Origin of the sequence: Rhizobium sp. NFR03, from assembly GCF_900111275.1 — a bacterium.
Lineage (GTDB): Bacteria > Pseudomonadota > Alphaproteobacteria > Rhizobiales > Rhizobiaceae > Ferranicluibacter.
The window spans coordinates 86458-103772 of record NZ_FOGR01000006.1 but is presented as its reverse complement, the minus strand read 5'-3'; the positions used below and the strand labels follow the sequence as shown (position 1 = coordinate 103772).

Sequence of the window (17315 nt, the reverse complement as noted above, 5' to 3'; positions counted from 1 at the left end):
GGATATAGCAACAAATTCAATGTGTTCGGTTTTCGGGTCTCCGAAAACCGCTCTTGGATCATAGCAAGAGAAGCGCGCTCGTGGCAAAAACGTCCGACCATATTTCCGGTGTTGCAGAAAGATACGCGTCGTCGCTTTTCGATCTGGCGCAGGAAGCTGGTTCGATCGAAAGCGTGCAGGCCGATCTCGATCGTTTTCAGGTCATGATCGACGAGAGCACCGATCTCAAGCGTCTCATCCTGAGCCCTGTTTTCTCGGCTGACGACCAGTTCAAGGCGATCTCCGCCATCGTCGAAAAGGCCGGTCTTGCCGGCCTCGTGGGCAACTTCCTCAAGGTCGTCGCCCGCAACCGCCGTCTCTTCGCCGTCCCGGGCATCGTCCGGTCGTATCGCGAGACGGCAGCCCGCCATCGTGGCGAAGTATCTGCCGAGGTCATCTCGGCCCATGCGCTGAGCGATCAGCAGCAGACTGAATTGAAGGCGGCGCTCAAGGGCGTCACCGGCAAAGAGGTGGCGATCGACGTCACCGTCGATCCGTCTATTCTCGGTGGTTTGATCGTCAAGGTCGGGTCCCGCCAAATTGACACTTCCCTTCGCACAAAGCTCTCGAGCCTTAAGCTTGCACTGAAAGAGGTCGGCTGATGGATATCCGCGCCGCGGAAATTTCCGCAATTCTCAAAGATCAGATCAAAAACTTCGGCCAGGAGGCTGAGGTCTCCGAAGTCGGCCAGGTTCTGTCCGTCGGTGACGGCATCGCCCGCGTTTACGGTCTCGACAACGTCCAGGCGGGCGAAATGGTCGAGTTTCCCGGCGGCGTGCGCGGCATGGCGCTCAACCTCGAAGCCGACAATGTCGGCGTCGTCATCTTCGGCTCGGACCGGGCCATCAAGGAAGGCGACACCGTCAAGCGGACCGGCGCCATCGTGGATGTTCCGGTCGGCCCCGAACTGCTCGGCCGCGTGGTCGACGCTCTCGGTAACCCGATCGACGGCAAGGGCCCGATCAACGCATCGCGCCGCTCGCGCGTCGACGTCAAGGCTCCCGGCATCATTCCGCGCAAATCGGTGCATGAGCCGATGTCGACCGGCCTCAAGGCTATCGACGCCCTCATCCCGGTCGGCCGCGGCCAGCGCGAACTCGTCATCGGCGACCGTCAGACCGGCAAGACCGCGATCATTCTCGATGCGATCCTGAACCAGAAGGCCATCCACGACAACGGTCCGGAAAGCGAAAAGCTTTTCTGCGTCTACGTCGCCATCGGCCAGAAGCGCTCGACCGTTGCCCAGTTCGTCAAGGTGCTCGAAGAGCGCGGCGCGCTGCAGTACTCGATCATCGTTGCCGCTACGGCCTCCGATCCGGCTCCGATGCAGTATCTCGCACCGTTCGCCGGCTGCGCCATGGGCGAATACTTCCGCGACAACGGCATGCACGCTCTGATCGGCTATGACGACCTGTCCAAGCAGGCTGTGTCCTACCGCCAGATGTCGCTGCTCCTGCGCCGTCCGCCGGGCCGCGAAGCCTATCCGGGCGACGTCTTCTACCTGCATTCGCGCCTTCTCGAGCGTGCTGCCAAGCTGTCGGACGAAAAGGGCGCCGGTTCGCTGACCGCTCTCCCCGTTATCGAAACGCAGGGCAACGACGTTTCGGCGTTCATTCCGACCAACGTGATCTCGATCACCGACGGCCAGATCTTCCTTGAAACCGACCTTTTCTACCAGGGCATCCGCCCGGCCGTGAACGTCGGCCTCTCGGTCTCGCGCGTCGGCTCCGCCGCGCAGGTCAAGGCGATGAAGCAGGTTGCCGGATCGATCAAGGGCGAGCTTGCGCAGTACCGCGAAATGGCGGCCTTCGCGCAGTTCGGCTCTGACCTTGATGCCTCCACGCAGCGCTTGCTGAACCGTGGCGCCCGCCTCACCGAGCTTCTGAAGCAGCCGCAGTTCTCGCCGCTGAAAACGGAAGAACAGGTTGCGGTGATCTTTGCCGGCGTCAACGGCTACCTCGACAAGATCCCCGTCAACAAGGTTGGTCCGTTCGAACAGGGCCTGCTGTCCTACATGCGCTCCGAAGGTAAGGGCGTGCTCGACACGATCCGTACCGAAAAGGCCATTTCGGACGATACGAAGGGCAAGCTGAAGGCGTCCATCGACGCATTCGCAAAGACCTTCTCCTGATCGCCTGCTTAAAGACGCACCCGCAGACGCTACCTAGGACGGATACTGGATGCCTTCTCTCAAGGATCTGAAGAACCGGATCGCCTCCGTCAAGGCGACGCAGAAGATCACCAAGGCGATGAAAATGGTCGCCGCGGCGAAGCTTCGGCGTGCGCAGGAGGCGGCCGAGGCCGCACGGCCCTATTCGCAGCGGATGAGCATCGTCCTGTCGAACATCGCTCAGGCGGTCGGCACGGATGATAGCGCGCCGCTGCTGATGACGGGCACCGGCCGCGACAAGACGCATCTTCTCGTGGTTTGCACGGCGGAACGTGGTCTTTGCGGTGGCTTCAACAGCCAGATCGCGCGTTTTGCGCGCGATCACATCCGCAAGCTGCTGGCCGAAGGCAAGACCGTCAAGATCATCTGCGTCGGCAAGAAGGGCTACGACATCCTTCGCCGCGAGTTTGCTTCGCTGATCATCGATCGTGTCGATCTGCGCGAAGTCAAGAAGATCGGCTTCGAGAATGCCGACCAGATCGGCAAGAAGATCATCGGCCTGTTCGACAAGGGCGAGTTCGACGTCTGCACCCTGTTCTACTCCGAATTCAAGTCGGTGATCAGCCAGGTTCCGACGGCTCTGCAGCTCATCCCTGCCGCCGTTCCCGCAGCAGCATCGGCCGACACCGGTTCTGCCGCTATCTACGAATATGAGCCGGATGCTGGCGAGATCCTGAGCGACCTCATTCCGCGCAATATTTCGGTCCAGGTGTTCCGGGCGCTGCTCGAGAACGTCGCGGGCGAAATGGGCGCGAAGATGAGCGCGATGGACAATGCCACGCGCAATGCCGGCGAGATGATCAACAAGCTGACGCTGAGCTACAACCGCCAGCGGCAGGCTCAGATCACCAAGGAACTCATCGAGATCATTTCGGGCGCGGAAGCGCTCTAAGGTTAGGACAAGAGGGTAAGAACATGGCTGATACAGCGACCCCGAACTACACCGCAGCGACGGCCGCCGCCGTTGGCCGCGTCACGCAGGTTATCGGCGCTGTCGTCGACGTTGCTTTCGAAGAAGGCCAGCTGCCTTCGATCCTGAACGCGCTCGAAACCGACAATAACGGCTCGCGCCTGGTTCTCGAAGTGGCACAGCACCTCGGCGAAAACGCCGTTCGCACCATCGCCATGGACTCGACCGAAGGTCTCGTCCGCGGCCAGAAGGTGACGGACACCGGCGCACCGATCACGGTTCCCGTCGGTCTGGAAACGCTCGGCCGCATCATGAACGTCATCGGCGAACCGGTTGACGAAGCCGGCCCGCTGATCACGTCGGGCAAGCGCTCCATCCACCAGGAAGCGCCGTCCTACGTCGAACAGTCGACCGAAGCGCAGATTCTCGTCACCGGCATCAAGGTGGTCGACCTGCTCGCGCCTTACGCCCGCGGCGGCAAGATCGGCCTCTTCGGCGGAGCCGGCGTCGGCAAGACGGTTCTCATCATGGAACTGATCAACAACGTTGCCAAGGCGCACGGCGGTTACTCCGTGTTTGCCGGCGTTGGCGAGCGTACCCGCGAAGGCAACGACCTCTATCACGAAATGATCGAGTCGGGCGTCAACAAGCATGGCGGCGGTGAAGGCTCCAAGGCCGCTCTCGTTTACGGCCAGATGAACGAACCGCCGGGCGCCCGCGCTCGCGTCGCTCTGACGGGTCTGACGATTGCCGAACAGTTCCGCGACGAAGGTCAGGACGTTCTGTTCTTCGTGGACAACATTTTCCGCTTCACGCAGGCCGGTTCCGAAGTGTCGGCTCTGCTCGGCCGTATCCCGTCGGCCGTTGGCTATCAGCCGACGCTCGCAACGGACATGGGCCAGATGCAGGAGCGCATCACGACCACGACCAAGGGCTCGATCACCTCGGTTCAGGCCATCTACGTTCCCGCCGACGACTTGACCGACCCGGCGCCTGCGACCTCGTTCGCACACCTCGACGCAACGACGGTTCTGTCGCGCTCGATCGCCGAGAAGGGCATCTACCCCGCTGTGGATCCGCTCGACTCGACGTCGCGCATGCTCGACCCGATGGTTGTCGGCGAAGAGCATTACGAAGTTGCTCGTAAAGTGCAGACGACCCTGCAGCGCTACAAGTCGCTTCAGGACATCATCGCCATCCTCGGCATGGACGAACTGTCGGAAGACGACAAGCTTTCGGTCGCACGCGCCCGCAAGATCGAGCGCTTCCTGTCGCAGCCGTTCTTCGTTGCCGAAGTCTTTACCGGCTCGCCGGGCAAGCTGGTCGCTCTCGAAGACACGATCAAGGGCTTCAAGGGCCTCGTGAACGGCGAATACGACCATCTCCCGGAAGCTGCCTTCTACATGGTCGGTTCCATGGAAGAAGCTGTCGAGAAGGCCAAGCGTCTGGCTGCTGAAGCCGCTTAATATCGAAGACGGCGCGCCCTCGGCGCGCCGTCGCTTCGCCCTTGGTGGTGAAGCGAGAGGTCAGGGACCCGCAGGGCCGTTTACCGGCATCCGCGTCACAAGAAGCGAAGATCATGGCTGATTTCAAACTCGAGCTCGTTTCCCCGGAGCGCCTGCTGCTTTCCGAGCAGGTCAGCGAAGTGGTTATTCCGGCAACGGACGGCGAGATGACCGTCATGGCCAATCACGCGCCGACCATGACGACGATCAAGCCTGGCATCATCACCGTGAAAACGGCGGGTGGCCAGACGAACCGTTACGTCGTATTTGGCGGTTTCGCCGACATCCTGCCGACGGGCTGCACGGTTCTTGCCGAATCGGCCGTACCCGTCAGCGAATTCGATGCTACGCTGGTCGAGCGCCGGATCGAAGCGGCACGCGCCGAACTGGAGCAGCCGCACCACGGTGACGAGCATCGCACGAAGATCGAGAATTTCCTCTCCGAGCTCACACAGCTCAACGAGAATGTCTCGGGCTGATCGAGACGACGAGAACCGGCTTAGGCCGGTTTTTTTGTGTCTATCGTCTGTCGGAGGCGAGGCTCATTCGGCAGGTTCAGCCGTCCCCACGACGAAACGATGGACTTGCGTTTTAAGAGCATTTAATCCCTCCGACGAGATGTCCTCTAGCTCGCGCCCCGCAAGGCGCTGGCGCCAGTAGGCGCCTTGCCGAATTGTCAGGGTGGGTCCGCAAAGGCCTCTAACCTCTCGTACATTAAAGGATATGAGATGGCTGCAAAGATTGTTCCCGTAATTATGGCCGGTGGCAAGGGAACGCGACTTTGGCCGCTATCCCGCTCGACTGCGCCGAAGCAGTTCCTTCAGTTCCTTGGCGACCATTCGCTGTTTCAGAAGACGCTGCAGCGCGTTTCCGACCCTGAGCTCTATGAACCGGCCGTCATCGTGACGAATGCGGAATTCCGGTTCATCGTTGCGGAACAGGCTCAGGTGGTGGGCGCACGCCTCTCATCGATCCTGCTGGAGCCGGTCGCGCGCAATACCGCGCCGGCACTGGCTGCAGCAGCTTTCGTCGTGGCTCGCGACCACGGGGAAGACGCGATCATTCAGGTGCTCGCCTCCGACCACGAGATCGATGCGAACGAGATCTATCGCGATTGCATTCGTCTTGCGCGGGATACGGCTCAGGCCGGCATGCTGGTTACGTTCGGCATCACCCCGACCGAGCCTGCAACGGGCTATGGTTACATCGAGATCGGGGAGGAGCTTGCCGGCGGCGCCAGAACCGTTGCGCGTTTCGTGGAGAAACCGAACCGGGAGAAGGCAGAAGCGCTGCTGGCGACGGGCCGCTATCTCTGGAACTCCGGCATGTTCATGCTCCCGATCCGGCTCTTCCTGACGGATCTCGCAACATTCGAGCCGGAGGTGCACGCGCGTGCGCTCGCGGCCGTGAAGGCTTCGCGGCGTGATCTCGATTTCGAGCGACTGGACGCGGCGGCATTTTCGGAAGCACCGGATATCTCTGTGGACTACGCGGTCTTCGAACGCACGGCGCATGCGGCTGTCGTTCCCTCGTCGTTCCCCTGGTCTGATCTCGGTAGCTGGGATTCGGTCTGGGCCGTCGGCGAGAAAGACGCGGATGGCAACGTGGTTGGCCAGAAGGCGAGCGTCTCCGATACGCGTAACTCGCTGGTTCTCTCGCGCGACATTCATGTGTCCGTGCATGGCCTTGACGATATCGCCGTTATCGCCAGCGAAGATGCGGTTTATGTCGGCCGTCTTGCCGACAGCCAGAATGTCGGACAGATCGTCAAGGCACTGGCGCGCAACGAGGCGACCCGTAGCCTGACGGAGGTGCATCCGACCTCCTACAAGCCATGGGGCTCGGTTGCTTCCGTGCTCAGCGGCGAGCGGTTCGAGGTCAAGCGACTGTCGATCGCCCCCGGCCGCAAGATCTCGCTGCAAAGGCATTTCCACCGCTCGGAGCATTGGGTGGTCGTGAAGGGAACAGCCGAGGTGACGCTGGGCGAAGAGACGCGGCTTCTCAACGAGAACGAGTCGGTCTACGTGCCGCAGGGCGTTACCCACCGGCTTGCCAATCCGGGCAAGATCCCGCTGGAGCTCATCGAGGTCCAGACGGGGTCCTATCTCTCCGACGACGACACGGTGCGTCTCGACGACGAGTTCGGCCGGCTATGAGGCCGGCCCTGTGGCTCAGCCGGCCAGCTTCTCGGTGAAGCGACTTTCGGCGTAGTGGCGACCGAAGCGGTTTGCGAGAAAGGCGTCGAGTGCGATGTCTTCCTGGCGGATGAAACCGAGGGAGGGAAGATCGCCTGCTGCGAGCATGTCGAGAACGGCGCAGATGCTCGCGGCCGTCGTGATCTGGATCGCGCTCATCATCCGGCCGGCAACAACGCCGCTATAGATCTTATTCGCGTACGTCTCCTGAACGAGCCGCCCGTCGCGATGACCGGAGACGGTGACGAAAACAATGACCACGTCCTGAGTGGTTGCGGGCAGGGCGTTCTCCAGAATATCCTTGAGCACGTCGCGGCGGTGGCGCAAGCCAAGATCGTTGAGAAGCGCTTTCATGATCGCAGCGTGGCCGGGGTAGCGGATCGTGCGGTAGTTGAGCGTGCGAACGCGGCCGGCAAGGCTCTCGCAAAGCGTGCCGAGACCGCCCGACGTGTTGAACGCCTCATAGGTCACGCCGTCGAGTGAAAACTCTTCCCGCTCCTCAAGGGCGGGCACCGCCGTCAGCCGGCCCTCGACGATGGCTTCGCAGGGCTCGATATATTCGTTGATGACGCCGTCCGTGCTCCAGGTCAGGTTGTAGTTGAGCGCGTTGGAGGGATATTGCGGCAGGGCGCCGACGCGCATGCGCACGCTGTCGAGCGTGTCGAAGCGCGCAGCGAGATCCTGGGCAACGATGGAGATGAAGCCGGGTGCCAAGCCGCATTGCGGGATGAAGGCACTCTTTGCGCTCTCTGCCAGCCTCTTGACCTGCCGCGTGGACTCTACATCCTCGGTGAGATCGAGATAGTGGACACCGCTGCGCGCGGCAGAGGCGGCAATATTGACGGTGAGGTGGAAGGGCGCGGCGCTGAGCACGGCGAAGGCGCCCTTCAGCAGCGCATCCATGGCGTCGGCGTCGGCGATGTCGATGGCTCTGACCGACAGCGCAGGATGCGTTCCGAGCCGCGACAGTTGCTCCTCGCTCCGGTCGGCCACGATGACGGTGTAATCACCCGAGGTTGCCAGGAGATGTGCGATGGTGGCGCCGATTTTTCCGGCTCCAATGACGATGATGGTTTTCATGCTGTTCCCCTGCTTTGGTTTTCGCCAAGCATGCACCCGGCCGCTGTTGTCCAGAAGCGCCGATCCGTGCAAAACAGCGGAGGGATTTCGGCATTTCGCCGATGGGATTGGTCGATATGAACCTATCAGACAGCGATCGTAGCCTCCTCGCGCTGCTCGGCGAGAACGCGCGGATGCCGACGGCCGTGCTTGCCCGCAAGCTCGGGCTTTCCAGAACCACCGTGCAGGCGCGTCTGGAGCGGCTGGAGCGGGACGGGGTGATCACAGGTTATGGCGTGCGGCTGTCAAGCGACTACGAGCGCGGGCTGGTGCGGGCGCATATCCTCGTAACCCTTGCGGCGCGCGCACTCCCACGGGTGACGCGTGATCTGGAGGCAATGCAGGCCGTGCGCGTGGTCCATTCGGTCAGCGGCAGCTTCGACTTGATCACCATCGTCGAGGCGCCTTCGATCAGCGCGCTCGATCTCGTCATCGACCGGATCGGCACCATCGAAGGTGTGGAGAAAACCTTGTCGTCGATCGTGCTGTCGACGCGGATCAGCCGCTAAGGCTTTCCCTGCGCTTTCGCGCAGCTCCCATGAAAAAGCCGCGTCCCTTGCAGGGCGCGGCTTCAGGGGTATGCCGATGATGCAGACTCACTTGACGGTCTTGGCGCGTTCGATCGCTTCGACGATCAGCTGGCGGGCAACGGTTGCATCCTTCCAGCCGAAGATCTTGACCCACTTGCCGGGCTCCAGATCCTTGTAATGCTCGAAGAAGTGCTCGATCTGCTGCAGGGTGATTTCCGGCAGATCGGTATATTCCTTGACCTTGTCATAACGCTTGGTCAGGTGCGCGCTCGGGACGGCGATGATCTTCTCGTCCTTGCCGGAATTGTCTTCCATCATCATCACGCCGATCGGGCGGACGTTGATGACACAGCCGGGAACGAGCGGACGCGTGCTGGCGATAAGGACGTCGATGGGGTCGCCATCGTCAGACAGCGTGTGCGGCACGAAGCCGTAATTGCCCGGATAGGTCATGGGCGTGTAAAGAAAACGGTCGACAACCAGCGTGCCGGCTTCCTTGTCCATCTCGTACTTGATCGGATGGCCGCCAACGGGAACCTCCACGATGACGTTGATGTCTTCCGGTGGGTTCTTTCCGATCGAGATAGCGTCAATACGCATGAAGCCTCCATGCTCCTGAAGTGGGACTGACGTCCGATAAAGCCAAACCTGCCGTTGTGCAATATCAGTGGCCGCTCGAAGCGTTCATTTATGGAGCAAAGAGGTTAAAGAGCGATCATTTCGCCGCTACGGAACACGGCGAGAGAAGCACGTCAGTTCCAGACGTAGCCGATCTTCTTCAGGCTCTTGCCGCCGAAATCCTCCATGCCCTCGCAGATATCGCGGCCGCCAGCATTGCGGAAGAAGCGGTCGGCCTGCGCGCAGTCCTCCAGGCACCAGACGACGAGGCCGCGGCAGCCGAGCGACGTCAGGAGGCTGCTCGCCTCACCGAAGAGGATGCGGCCGAGGCCGATGCCCTGATATTCCGGGCGGAAATAGATTTCGTAAACCTCGCCTTCCTGCGGCAGAGCGCGTGCGCGGGAAAGACCAAGAGTGGCGTAGCCGGCAATGACGCCTGCAACCTCGATGATGAGAAGCGTGGAGGGGCCACCGGTCGCCTTGCGCCACCAATTCGCGTTGCGCCTGTCGATCATCTCGTTCAGCGGGCGATGGGGGATAAGGCCAGAATAGGTGTGCAGCCAGGACAGGCGGTGGACCAGAGAGATTTCGGCAGCATCTCTCGGCAGGCCGGGGCGCACTTCGATGGACAATGTCTTCATGTTGCGCGTGTCGACCCTGTCCGTCCCATCTTCGTCACACCGCGGCATCATGCCCGGCTTTGGCGAAATTAACGGTATTTTAACAGGATCGGCAAGCGCGAAATCTCGCCGCACACAGAAGCCAGTCATCAGGAAGATGAGCAGCAAAGGGGGAACGCGGTAATCCGGGCGAAGCTAGAACTGCTGCACAGTTCGACAGGGCTTGCTCACAAAACACCTCTCCGGTGCACATCGGCGTTGGCGCGCGGAACTTTTGTGAAATGCAGGCGTTATGAAACGTCCGATCGACTGGCCAAGCGCCCGGTCGGGCCCAGATCGAACCGATGTCCATCCGCTTGGCGTCGTCTCATACAACGGAAATAGGGCGTCTCGATTGCAGGTCAAGTCTTTCACCCTCGCAATGCGGTTCCCCAAAGCACAGCCCGGAGGCACGGTCGCGTGCCCGTCATGGAGTAGCCGATGAAAAATCTTTCTGCAGACAGGCGCATGATCAAGATTGCCATGGCGGCTCCCTATCTGGAGCGGGGCGAAGAGCAGCTTCTGGCGCAGGCCTGGAAGGACAATCAGGATCAGGATGCCCGCAACAAGATCGCGATGGCGCATATGCGTCTTGTCATCTCCATGGCGGCAAAGTTCCGGCACTTCGGATTGCCGATGAGCGATCTGGTTCAGGAAGGGCATATCGGCCTTCTGGAAGCTGCGGCCCGTTTCGAGCCGAGCCGCGATGTTCGCTTCTCCACCTATGCCACATGGTGGATTCGCGCCTCGATGCAGGATTACGTGTTGCGCAACTGGTCGATCGTGCGCGGCGGTACCTCGTCTGCCCAGAAGGCGCTTTTCTTCAATCTGCGCCGTCTGCGCGCAAAGCTCGCCCAGGGTAACAGTCAGCTGACGGCCCGCGCGGTGCACGAGGAAATCGCCTCTGCTCTCGGCGTCAGTCTTGCAGATGTGCAGACGATGGATGCCCGCCTCTCCGGCAGCGACTCTTCTCTTCAGGCGCCGATCTCTTCCGGCGACTCTGACAGCGGCGAGCGTCTTGATCTCTTGGCGTGCGCTGCACCCCTGCCGGATGAGCAGGTCACCGACATGATCGATCAGGAACGCCGCAAGAACTGGCTCGGCCATGCCCTGGAACAGCTGAACGATCGTGAAATGAAGATCATCCGTGCTCGCCGCTTGTCGGAGGACAGTGCGACACTGGAAGAACTGGGCGCCGATCTCGGTATTTCCAAGGAACGTGTCCGCCAGATCGAGACGCGTGCGCTCGAAAAGCTGAAGGTTGCGCTCGTCGCACAGGCCCCGGAACTGGCGCTGACGGCACACTGAAATCCTTTAGCCCTGCATACGAAAAAGCCCGCCATCCCCGGCGGGCTTTTTCGTTGTCTCGTCGCGTGTTGGTCTATTCCGAAATGATCTTGATGCGATCGCCGGGCTTGATGGTCGAGGTAATCTGGAGGGCGTTGATCAGGCGGAAGAGATCGAGCTTGCGGTCGGTGCCCATCATGCGGGCGGACAGGGTCGCGAGCGTATCTCCCGGAGCGACTGTGATCACACGGATACGCAGCGGCTTGAGCGCTGCAGCCTCCTGCGGGCTCATGCGGCGGAAGGATTTGCGCAGCACGTCGGCCGTCGGTTCCAGCGACGGCATGCCCTTGGGCACGGCCGTCAGGAACCGGTAGATCTGATTGTCGATGCGCAGCACCGTCACGTCGAAATCCCAGCGCTCGGCGGAGGCGCGCGCGGTTGCGGCTTCCAGTCCGTTGATGGTGATGGCGTGGATCGTCTCCGGCTGCAGGCCGGTCACCCAGCCGCTCGCGATGTAGTCGGTCAGGCTGCGACGCTGCGTATCGGCGACACCATCGAAGCGGATGGCGATCTCGCCGGGACCTGTCGCCAGAACGGCTTCGGCCTTGTTGTCGATCTGGAAGCCTGCCGGCACATCGAAGCGAATGCCAAGCTTGCCATGCAGGAAGGTCTGTCCGCGGACATAGCCCTCTTGCGGGCTATCGCCATAGAGCAGGCCGTCGATGCCATCGAGAAAGTAGTCGCGACCGCGGTCGCCCGTCGTGCCTTCGGGGCCGAAGGCGCGTGCGTGGCGGCGGGCCAATTCCACGCGCTGCGGCGCGTTCGGATGGCTCGACAGGAAGTCCATGCTCTGGTCGGTATCCGGATCGACGGAGGAGAATCGGCTGTAAGCTGCCATGGCATCGAGAAAGCGCGCCGCCGCATATGGGTCGTAGCCCGCCTCGCCCAGCATGCGCACGCCGATCACGTCGGCCTGAAGCTCCTGGTTTCGCGAGAAGGCGGCGAGCCGCAGCTTGCCGCGGGCGAGTGCCTGCTTGCCGGCGATATCGCTCGAAAGAACCTCCGAGACGACGCGGCTGGCGATGACTTCGGCTTCCTCGCGCTGCTGTCGCTGAATGCCGTGATTGGCGGTGACGTGCGCCATCTCGTGCGACAGCACGGCAGCGACCTCGGAGGCATCGTCTGCAAGTGCGAGCAGGCCGCGCGTAACGTAGAGATAGCCGCCAGGCAGGGCGAATGCATTGATCGCCGGCGAGTTCAGGAGGGTGATGCGGTACGACTGGTTGGGGTTCTCGGAAACGGCTGTCAGCGCGCCGGTGATGCGGGCCACCAGCCGTTCCGTTTTCTCGTCCTTGTATTCGCCGCCATAGCTTGCGACGATTCGCGGATGTTCGCGGGCACCCATCTGCGCGCGGGGATCGTTCTTCTGGACCTCATCGACGATCTGCGGGTTGGCGGAGGGGGAGACGCTCGGCTCGTAGCTCTGCTCGATGGCGCTCTGGCAACCGGCAAGCGCCAGCAAAGCGAGACCGGCGACGGACGCGCGCAGAGTGCTTGCAATGCCACGGGTCGACAGGTGTCCGCCGTTCCGCTCGTTCCGCTCGTTCACCGTCATGCCTCAGCCCATGTTCGCGTCCAACGGCGTGCCGAACGCTCTTGCGGCAGTTCCGGCAGAGCCGCCTACATCCTGAGATACGTGCAATCACGCTGTTTCCCAGAGCCCGATCTAGCCTATTCGTGCCGTCCGTGCCTACTGCATAATTCCGCAAAGACTATTCGTTTTCGGAAAAAGCTCCGGTTCCCTGTCCGTATCGTCATGCCCCTTATCGATGCCAGCCTCCATCGCGGGTGCCACAGGCGGACGGTCAAATTGTGGCGTTCCGACATCCCTGCGGTTCAGGAAGCCGGTGGGCGTGCGCCCAGGAAGCGGACGACGGCGTCCGGTTCGCTCCGGCGAAGAAACCTGTCGGCGTCTTCATGAAGGGCGATTTTGCCGTCATCGAGGAACAGGACGCGATCGGCAAGGCGGCGCACGTCATCGGCGTGGTGCGTGACGAGAAGAATGGTGCTCGCCTCCTTCTCCTGCAAGGCTGCAAGGAGATCTCCCATCTCCTGTCGCAATCCGGGGTCGAGCGCGGCGAAGGGCTCGTCCAGCAGGAGGATCGGGCGCTGGCGAACGAGCGCGCGGGCCAGCGCCACCCGCTGTCGCTCACCGCCGGAGAGCGTCGGCGGCAGGCGGCTTGCAAAGCCTGCAAGTCCGACATCCCTCAATGCCCGTTCGATCCGCTCGCGATCCTCGCCTGTGAGCTTCAGGGCCGGGTCGATGCCGAGCCCGACATTGGTCGCGATGTCGAGATGGGCGAAGAGATTATGCTCCTGGAAGATAACGGAGACCGGGCGGAGTGCGGGCGGAACATCCGTTGCGTGCCTGCCGAGGATGCTTATGCGACCTTCGTCCGGCGTCTCGAAGCCGGCAACAAGGTTGAGCAGGGTCGATTTGCCGGAGCCGGAGGCTCCGGTGATAGCGGTGACCTTGCCCCTCTCGATGGTGGCATTGAAGAGGAGCGTTCGCGGGGAGGGGTGGTCGGGAAAGCGGACCGCGACGTTTTCGAGGCGGACGGCGATATCAGGTGATGTGGGCGTCATGATGCGCGCTCCGGCCTGCGTTCGCGTGCGGTTCCGAGGATGGTGAGGGCCATGCAGACGGTGCCGAGGAGAAGGGCGAGACCTGCGGCGTCCGTGGTGCGGTAGCTGCCCATGCGGCTGTAGAGCAGGTAGGGCAGGGTGACCATATCCTGCGATCCTAAGAGCGCGACCGCGCCGAGATCGCCGAGGGAGAGGGCGGCGGCAAAGGACAGGCTCATCAGCAGAGGGCGGCGCAGGCCCGGCCAGTCGACAAGAACGATGCGCGACCAGCCATTGATGCCGAGGCTCGTCGTCAGCCGTCCGGTGCGGGCGGCGTGTGTTGCGATGGCCGGGGCCAGCACGCGGGTGACGAAAGGCAGCGCCATCAGCGTGTTGATGACGATGATGATGGCCGGCGCGAAGCGGGCGACATCGCCGAGCGGGCGCAGCAGCAGAAACCACCCCGCGCCGATGACCACCGGCGGCACGAGAAGAATCAGCGACGTGCCGGCGGCAACGCTGCCCGAGAAGACATGGGCGAAACGTCCCGGCCGGCGTGGCGACATCAGGATCTGGTTGGTCGTGAGCATGACGGTGGCGAGCGTGACCGAAAGACCTGCCGATACCGCCGCGATGGCGAGGCTGGTGACGATCGCCCGGTGGACCTGGGCATCGGCGGCGAGTTTGGGCAGATCGGATGCAAGGCCCGAAAAGAGCACGGAGGCGAGGGGTGCCGCGACGAAGAGAGCGGCAATCGCGATGACGAGGATATCGGCGAGGATGGCGATGTTCGACCGCCCATCGAAGCGGCGCACCGGCCGGCCGGTCGTAAAGCCTTCGGTGACCGGCGGGGTCAGCCACCGAAGGACGAGGAGGAGCGCGGCCGTGACGGCGATCTGCAGAGCTGAAAGCGCGATGGCGCGTGGAGGATCGAAATCGAACCGCAGGGCCTGGTAAATCGCGACCTCCAGCGTGCTGGCGGCCGGGCCTCCGCCGAGCGTCAGCACCAGCGTGAAACTGGTGGCGCAGAGCATGAAGATGAGCCCGGCAATGCCGGACAGCAGGCCGCGAATGACCGGCCACTCGATAAAACGGAAGAGGGAGAGGCTGGATAGTCCCAGATTGGCAGAGACCAGCCAGTATTCTCCGGGAATGCGGTCGAGCCCGGACAGGAGAAGTCTGACGGCGAGCGGCATGTTGAAGAAGACGTGCGCGACGAGAATGCCGGCGAGCCCATAGATCGCGACCGGACGATCGAGATCGATGAGGGCGAGCAGATCGTTGACGACGCCCTGTCGCCCCCAGATGCCGACGATGCCGAGGGCCGCGACCAGAGCCGGCAGGCCAAGCGGCAGCGCCATCAGCCGGATGATCCAGATGCGGCCCGGAAAGCTGCGCCGCCGTGCCAGCGCCAGAGCGACGGGAATGGCAAAGGCAACCGACAGGATCGTGGAGAGGCCGGCCTGGATGAGCGTGAAGCGGGCAATGCGCCAGACATAGGCGTCGAAGACAGCATTGCTGCGATTGATTCCGGCCGTTTCGACCGTCGCAGCCAGCGAGAGTGCGAGAATGGCGGCACCGACGAAAAGCGCGATGCCGACGATGCTTGCCACGCCGAACGCTCGCGTCAGACGGCGATCACGACCGGCGGGCACGGGACGCTCAGTTCCGGCTCATGGCGGCCAGCCATTCGTCGATCCATGCCTTGCGGTTCGCAGCGACCTCCTCGGGGCTCATCAGGAAGGTCGTCTTTGGCTGGACCAGCTTTCCGAAAGCCTCCGGCAGCGGTTCGCTGGGGGTTGCGACCGGCATCATCCAGTTCGTCGTGGGCAGAATGGTCTGCGCTTCCGGCCCGTCGAGAAAGGCGAGGAAGGCTCTGGCGAGATCAGGGTCGCGCGCGGCTTTCGTCATGCCGGCCACCTCGATCTGGATGTAGTGACCCTCGGCGAAATCGGCCGCCTGATAGCGGTCGCTGTTCTCGGCCACCATGTGGTAGGCGGGCGACGTCGTGTAGGAGAGAACCATGGGCGCTTCGCCCTTGGTAAAGAGGCCATAGGCTTCCGACCAGCCGGGGGTGACGGTGAGGATGCGGTCCTTCAGCTTGCTCCAGGCTTCGGCGGATTTGTCGCCGTAGACGGACTTTACCCACAGAAGCAGGCCGAGGCCGGGTGTGGAGGTACGGGGGTCCTCGATGACGATCTTGTCCCTTGCGTCGCCTTCGATCAGTTCCTTCAGGCTCTTCGGCGGGGTCTTCAGCGTCTGCGTGTCGTAGACGAAAGCGAAGTGGCCATAATCATAGGGCACGAAGCTATCGTCGGAAAAGCCGCCGGGAACCTTGAGCGCCGAGGTGTCGAGGCCGTGCGGGGCAAAGAAGCCGGTGGCCTTGGCCTCGGCGACGAGGTTCGTGTCGAGGCCGACGACGACATCGGCCTTGGACGCCGGTCCTTCAAGCTTCAGCCGCGTGAGCAGTTCCACGCCATCGGCGACGCTGACATAGGTCAGCTTGCAATCGCAGGTCTTCTGGAAGCTTTCGGCGATCTTCGGCCCTGGGCCCCATTCGCTGGTGAAGCTTTCATAGGTGTAGACAGTCAGCGTCTTCGTCTCGGCAGCGTGTGCGTCCGTGAACATCAGGCCCGGAAACATCAGGCCCGTGACGAGAAGCAGAGGTGTCGTGGTGGTGAAAAGCCATGTGCTGCGCATGCGCGCCTCCTTCAAAAAATACGTGTTTCAAGGGGAGTAGCGCTTGCGAGCCGTCTAATCCCTCCGCCGGTGCTAACCGGATCAGGTTCCGCGGGTTGGCTTTCAGCCTCTCAGCCCGTCTTCCCGCGACGAAGGATCGTCGCGCTGAAAAGGCACCCCGTTAGAGCATGCAAAGATCTAGACGCGGTGCCGCCCCTTGGCAAGATCCAAGGTTGCAGGATGCGCGGATGCGAAAGCGCCATGCCGTTCGGGACTTTCACACCCTTTGACCTTTGCCTCCGGGGCTGCTTCGCGCTATGGCAGCGCGATGACCGCAACCGCATTCACCATCCTGCTCGGCGGGCCGCTGACGATGACCGACCGGCTGGCCGCGCAACTTGCCGGCACGCGCGTGATCGCCGCCGATGGCGGCATGCGGCACGCGGACGCCATCGGGTTGACACCGGAGCTCTGGGTCGGCGATTTCGACTCGACGCCGGCAGCGCTGATCGCCGCCTGGCCGGACGTACCACGCGAGCCCTATCCGCCGGCCAAGAACGAGACGGACGGCGAGATCGCCGTGGCGGCGGCACTGGAGCGTGGTGCAACGCGGCTCATCCTTGCCGGCGCGCTTGGCGGCGAGCGTAGCGACCATGCCTTCCAGCACCTGTTGCACGGCCTGCACCTTGCCGAGACGGGGCTCGACGTGCTCCTGACTTCGGGCGAGGAGGAAGCAGTGCCGCTGCTGCCCGGCATCACCGAGATGGATTTGCCGAAAGGCTGCCTCTTCTCCGTGCTCGGTCTCGATACACTGAGCGATCTTTCCATTGCGGGCGCACGGTATTCGCTCGCCCGTTTCGCGGTGCCCTTCGGGTCGTCGCGCACCCTTTCCAACGTGGCGGAAGGACCCGTGCGGCTGACGCTTGGCACGGGCCGCGCGATGCTTCTCGCCCGCCCCCTCGACATGACAGGAGCCTGA

Annotated in this window: 16 protein-coding genes and 1 riboswitch; of the genes, 9 read left to right on the top strand and 7 right to left on the bottom strand. The window is 62.6% G+C overall.

The window, feature by feature from the left end; translation table 11 throughout:
• Positions 1-80 precede the first annotated feature (80 nt).
• The 6 genes from BSG19_RS18780 (at position 81) to BSG19_RS18755 (ending at position 6780) form a co-directional block, all read left to right on the top strand.
• Positions 81-641: a F0F1 ATP synthase subunit delta gene (locus BSG19_RS18780; RefSeq protein WP_092989662.1), complete on the top strand. Its 561-nt coding sequence runs from the start codon at positions 81-83 to the stop codon at positions 639-641.
• Positions 641-2170, top strand: a complete 1530-nt coding sequence (gene atpA / locus BSG19_RS18775) for a F0F1 ATP synthase subunit alpha (protein ID WP_092989555.1) — start codon at positions 641-643, stop codon at positions 2168-2170. Before BSG19_RS18780 ends, atpA begins: the two co-directional genes overlap by 1 nt.
• 49 nt (positions 2171-2219) lie before the next feature.
• Positions 2220-3101: a F0F1 ATP synthase subunit gamma gene (locus tag BSG19_RS18770; protein WP_092989554.1), complete on the top strand. Its 882-nt coding sequence runs from the start codon at positions 2220-2222 to the stop codon at positions 3099-3101.
• Between the two features lie 23 nt (positions 3102-3124).
• The gene (gene atpD / locus BSG19_RS18765) at positions 3125-4585 is read left to right on the top strand and encodes a F0F1 ATP synthase subunit beta (RefSeq protein ID WP_092989553.1); all 1461 of its coding nucleotides are present in this window, start codon (positions 3125-3127) and stop codon (positions 4583-4585) included.
• A 113-nt stretch (positions 4586-4698) separates the two neighbouring features.
• Positions 4699-5103: a F0F1 ATP synthase subunit epsilon gene (locus BSG19_RS18760; RefSeq protein ID WP_092989552.1), complete on the top strand. Its 405-nt coding sequence runs from the start codon at positions 4699-4701 to the stop codon at positions 5101-5103.
• A 249-nt stretch (positions 5104-5352) separates the two neighbouring features.
• Entirely contained in the window at positions 5353-6780 is a 1428-nt protein-coding gene (locus tag BSG19_RS18755; RefSeq protein WP_092989551.1) for a mannose-1-phosphate guanylyltransferase/mannose-6-phosphate isomerase, read from the top strand.
• 15 nt (positions 6781-6795) lie between these two features.
• Here the strand turns inward: BSG19_RS18755 and BSG19_RS18750 are convergent, their stop codons facing one another.
• Entirely contained in the window at positions 6796-7899 is a 1104-nt protein-coding gene (locus tag BSG19_RS18750) for a saccharopine dehydrogenase family protein (RefSeq protein ID WP_092989550.1), read from the bottom strand.
• A 116-nt stretch (positions 7900-8015) separates the two neighbouring features.
• On the opposite strand from BSG19_RS18750, the gene BSG19_RS18745 reads away from it, so the two are divergent.
• Entirely contained in the window at positions 8016-8447 is a 432-nt protein-coding gene (locus BSG19_RS18745; RefSeq protein WP_092989661.1) for an Lrp/AsnC family transcriptional regulator, read from the top strand.
• An 87-nt stretch (positions 8448-8534) separates the two neighbouring features.
• On the opposite strand, the gene ppa is transcribed toward BSG19_RS18745, so the two are convergent.
• Together ppa and BSG19_RS18735 are read right to left on the bottom strand one after the other, a co-directional pair.
• Positions 8535-9068 carry an inorganic diphosphatase gene (ppa, locus tag BSG19_RS18740; RefSeq protein WP_092930802.1) on the bottom strand — a complete coding sequence of 178 codons (534 nt, stop codon included), beginning with the start codon at positions 9066-9068 and terminating at the stop codon, positions 8535-8537.
• 152 nt (positions 9069-9220) lie between these two features.
• A complete protein-coding gene (locus BSG19_RS18735; RefSeq protein ID WP_092989660.1) occupies positions 9221-9727 on the bottom strand; it encodes a GNAT family N-acetyltransferase in 507 nt (168 codons plus the stop codon).
• A gap of 459 nt (positions 9728-10186) precedes the next feature.
• Between BSG19_RS18735 and BSG19_RS18730 the strand changes: the two genes are divergently transcribed.
• Positions 10187-11053 carry an RNA polymerase factor sigma-32 gene (locus BSG19_RS18730; RefSeq protein ID WP_092989549.1) on the top strand — a complete coding sequence of 289 codons (867 nt, stop codon included), beginning with the start codon at positions 10187-10189 and terminating at the stop codon, positions 11051-11053.
• 73 nt (positions 11054-11126) lie between these two features.
• On the opposite strand, the gene BSG19_RS18725 is transcribed toward BSG19_RS18730, so the two are convergent.
• From BSG19_RS18725 to thiB, 4 genes are all read right to left on the bottom strand, one after another.
• Positions 11127-12647, bottom strand: a complete 1521-nt coding sequence (locus BSG19_RS18725) for a M48 family metalloprotease (protein ID WP_244529321.1) — start codon at positions 12645-12647, stop codon at positions 11127-11129.
• A gap of 281 nt (positions 12648-12928) precedes the next feature.
• Positions 12929-13678, bottom strand: coding sequence for a thiamine ABC transporter ATP-binding protein (thiQ, locus tag BSG19_RS18720; protein ID WP_092989548.1), 750 nt, complete (start codon positions 13676-13678; stop codon positions 12929-12931).
• Positions 13675-15288 carry a thiamine/thiamine pyrophosphate ABC transporter permease ThiP gene (gene thiP / locus BSG19_RS18715; RefSeq protein ID WP_092989658.1) on the bottom strand — a complete coding sequence of 538 codons (1614 nt, stop codon included), beginning with the start codon at positions 15286-15288 and terminating at the stop codon, positions 13675-13677. Before thiP ends, thiQ begins: the two co-directional genes overlap by 4 nt.
• A gap of 31 nt (positions 15289-15319) precedes the next feature.
• Positions 15320-16300 (bottom strand): thiamine ABC transporter substrate binding subunit, encoded by a 981-nt coding sequence (thiB, locus tag BSG19_RS18710; RefSeq protein WP_092989657.1) that lies wholly within the window; start codon positions 16298-16300, stop codon positions 15320-15322.
• A 98-nt stretch (positions 16301-16398) separates the two neighbouring features.
• A riboswitch (TPP riboswitch) is annotated at positions 16399-16527 on the bottom strand.
• Between the two features lie 137 nt (positions 16528-16664).
• On the opposite strand from thiB, the gene BSG19_RS18705 reads away from it, so the two are divergent.
• Positions 16665-17315: a thiamine diphosphokinase gene (locus BSG19_RS18705; RefSeq protein ID WP_092935782.1), complete on the top strand. Its 651-nt coding sequence runs from the start codon at positions 16665-16667 to the stop codon at positions 17313-17315.

Coding starts and splice junctions, on each gene's coding strand:
- atpA (WP_092989555.1), top strand. CDS start 641: ATGGATATCCGCGCCGCGGAAATTTCCGCAATTCTCAAAGATCAGATC.
- BSG19_RS18770 (WP_092989554.1), top strand. CDS start 2,220: ATGCCTTCTCTCAAGGATCTGAAGAACCGGATCGCCTCCGTCAAGGCG.
- atpD (WP_092989553.1), top strand. CDS start 3,125: ATGGCTGATACAGCGACCCCGAACTACACCGCAGCGACGGCCGCCGCC.
- BSG19_RS18760 (WP_092989552.1), top strand. CDS start 4,699: ATGGCTGATTTCAAACTCGAGCTCGTTTCCCCGGAGCGCCTGCTGCTT.
- BSG19_RS18755 (WP_092989551.1), top strand. CDS start 5,353: ATGGCTGCAAAGATTGTTCCCGTAATTATGGCCGGTGGCAAGGGAACG.
- BSG19_RS18750 (WP_092989550.1), bottom strand. CDS start 7,899: ATGAAAACCATCATCGTCATTGGAGCCGGAAAAATCGGCGCCACCATC.
- BSG19_RS18745 (WP_092989661.1), top strand. CDS start 8,016: ATGAACCTATCAGACAGCGATCGTAGCCTCCTCGCGCTGCTCGGCGAG.
- ppa (WP_092930802.1), bottom strand. CDS start 9,068: ATGCGTATTGACGCTATCTCGATCGGAAAGAACCCACCGGAAGACATC.
- BSG19_RS18735 (WP_092989660.1), bottom strand. CDS start 9,727: ATGAAGACATTGTCCATCGAAGTGCGCCCCGGCCTGCCGAGAGATGCT.
- BSG19_RS18730 (WP_092989549.1), top strand. CDS start 10,187: ATGAAAAATCTTTCTGCAGACAGGCGCATGATCAAGATTGCCATGGCG.
- BSG19_RS18725 (WP_244529321.1), bottom strand. CDS start 12,647: ATGACGGTGAACGAGCGGAACGAGCGGAACGGCGGACACCTGTCGACC.
- thiQ (WP_092989548.1), bottom strand. CDS start 13,678: ATGACGCCCACATCACCTGATATCGCCGTCCGCCTCGAAAACGTCGCG.
- thiB (WP_092989657.1), bottom strand. CDS start 16,300: ATGTTTCCGGGCCTGATGTTCACGGACGCACACGCTGCCGAGACGAAG.
- BSG19_RS18705 (WP_092935782.1), top strand. CDS start 16,665: ATGACCGCAACCGCATTCACCATCCTGCTCGGCGGGCCGCTGACGATG.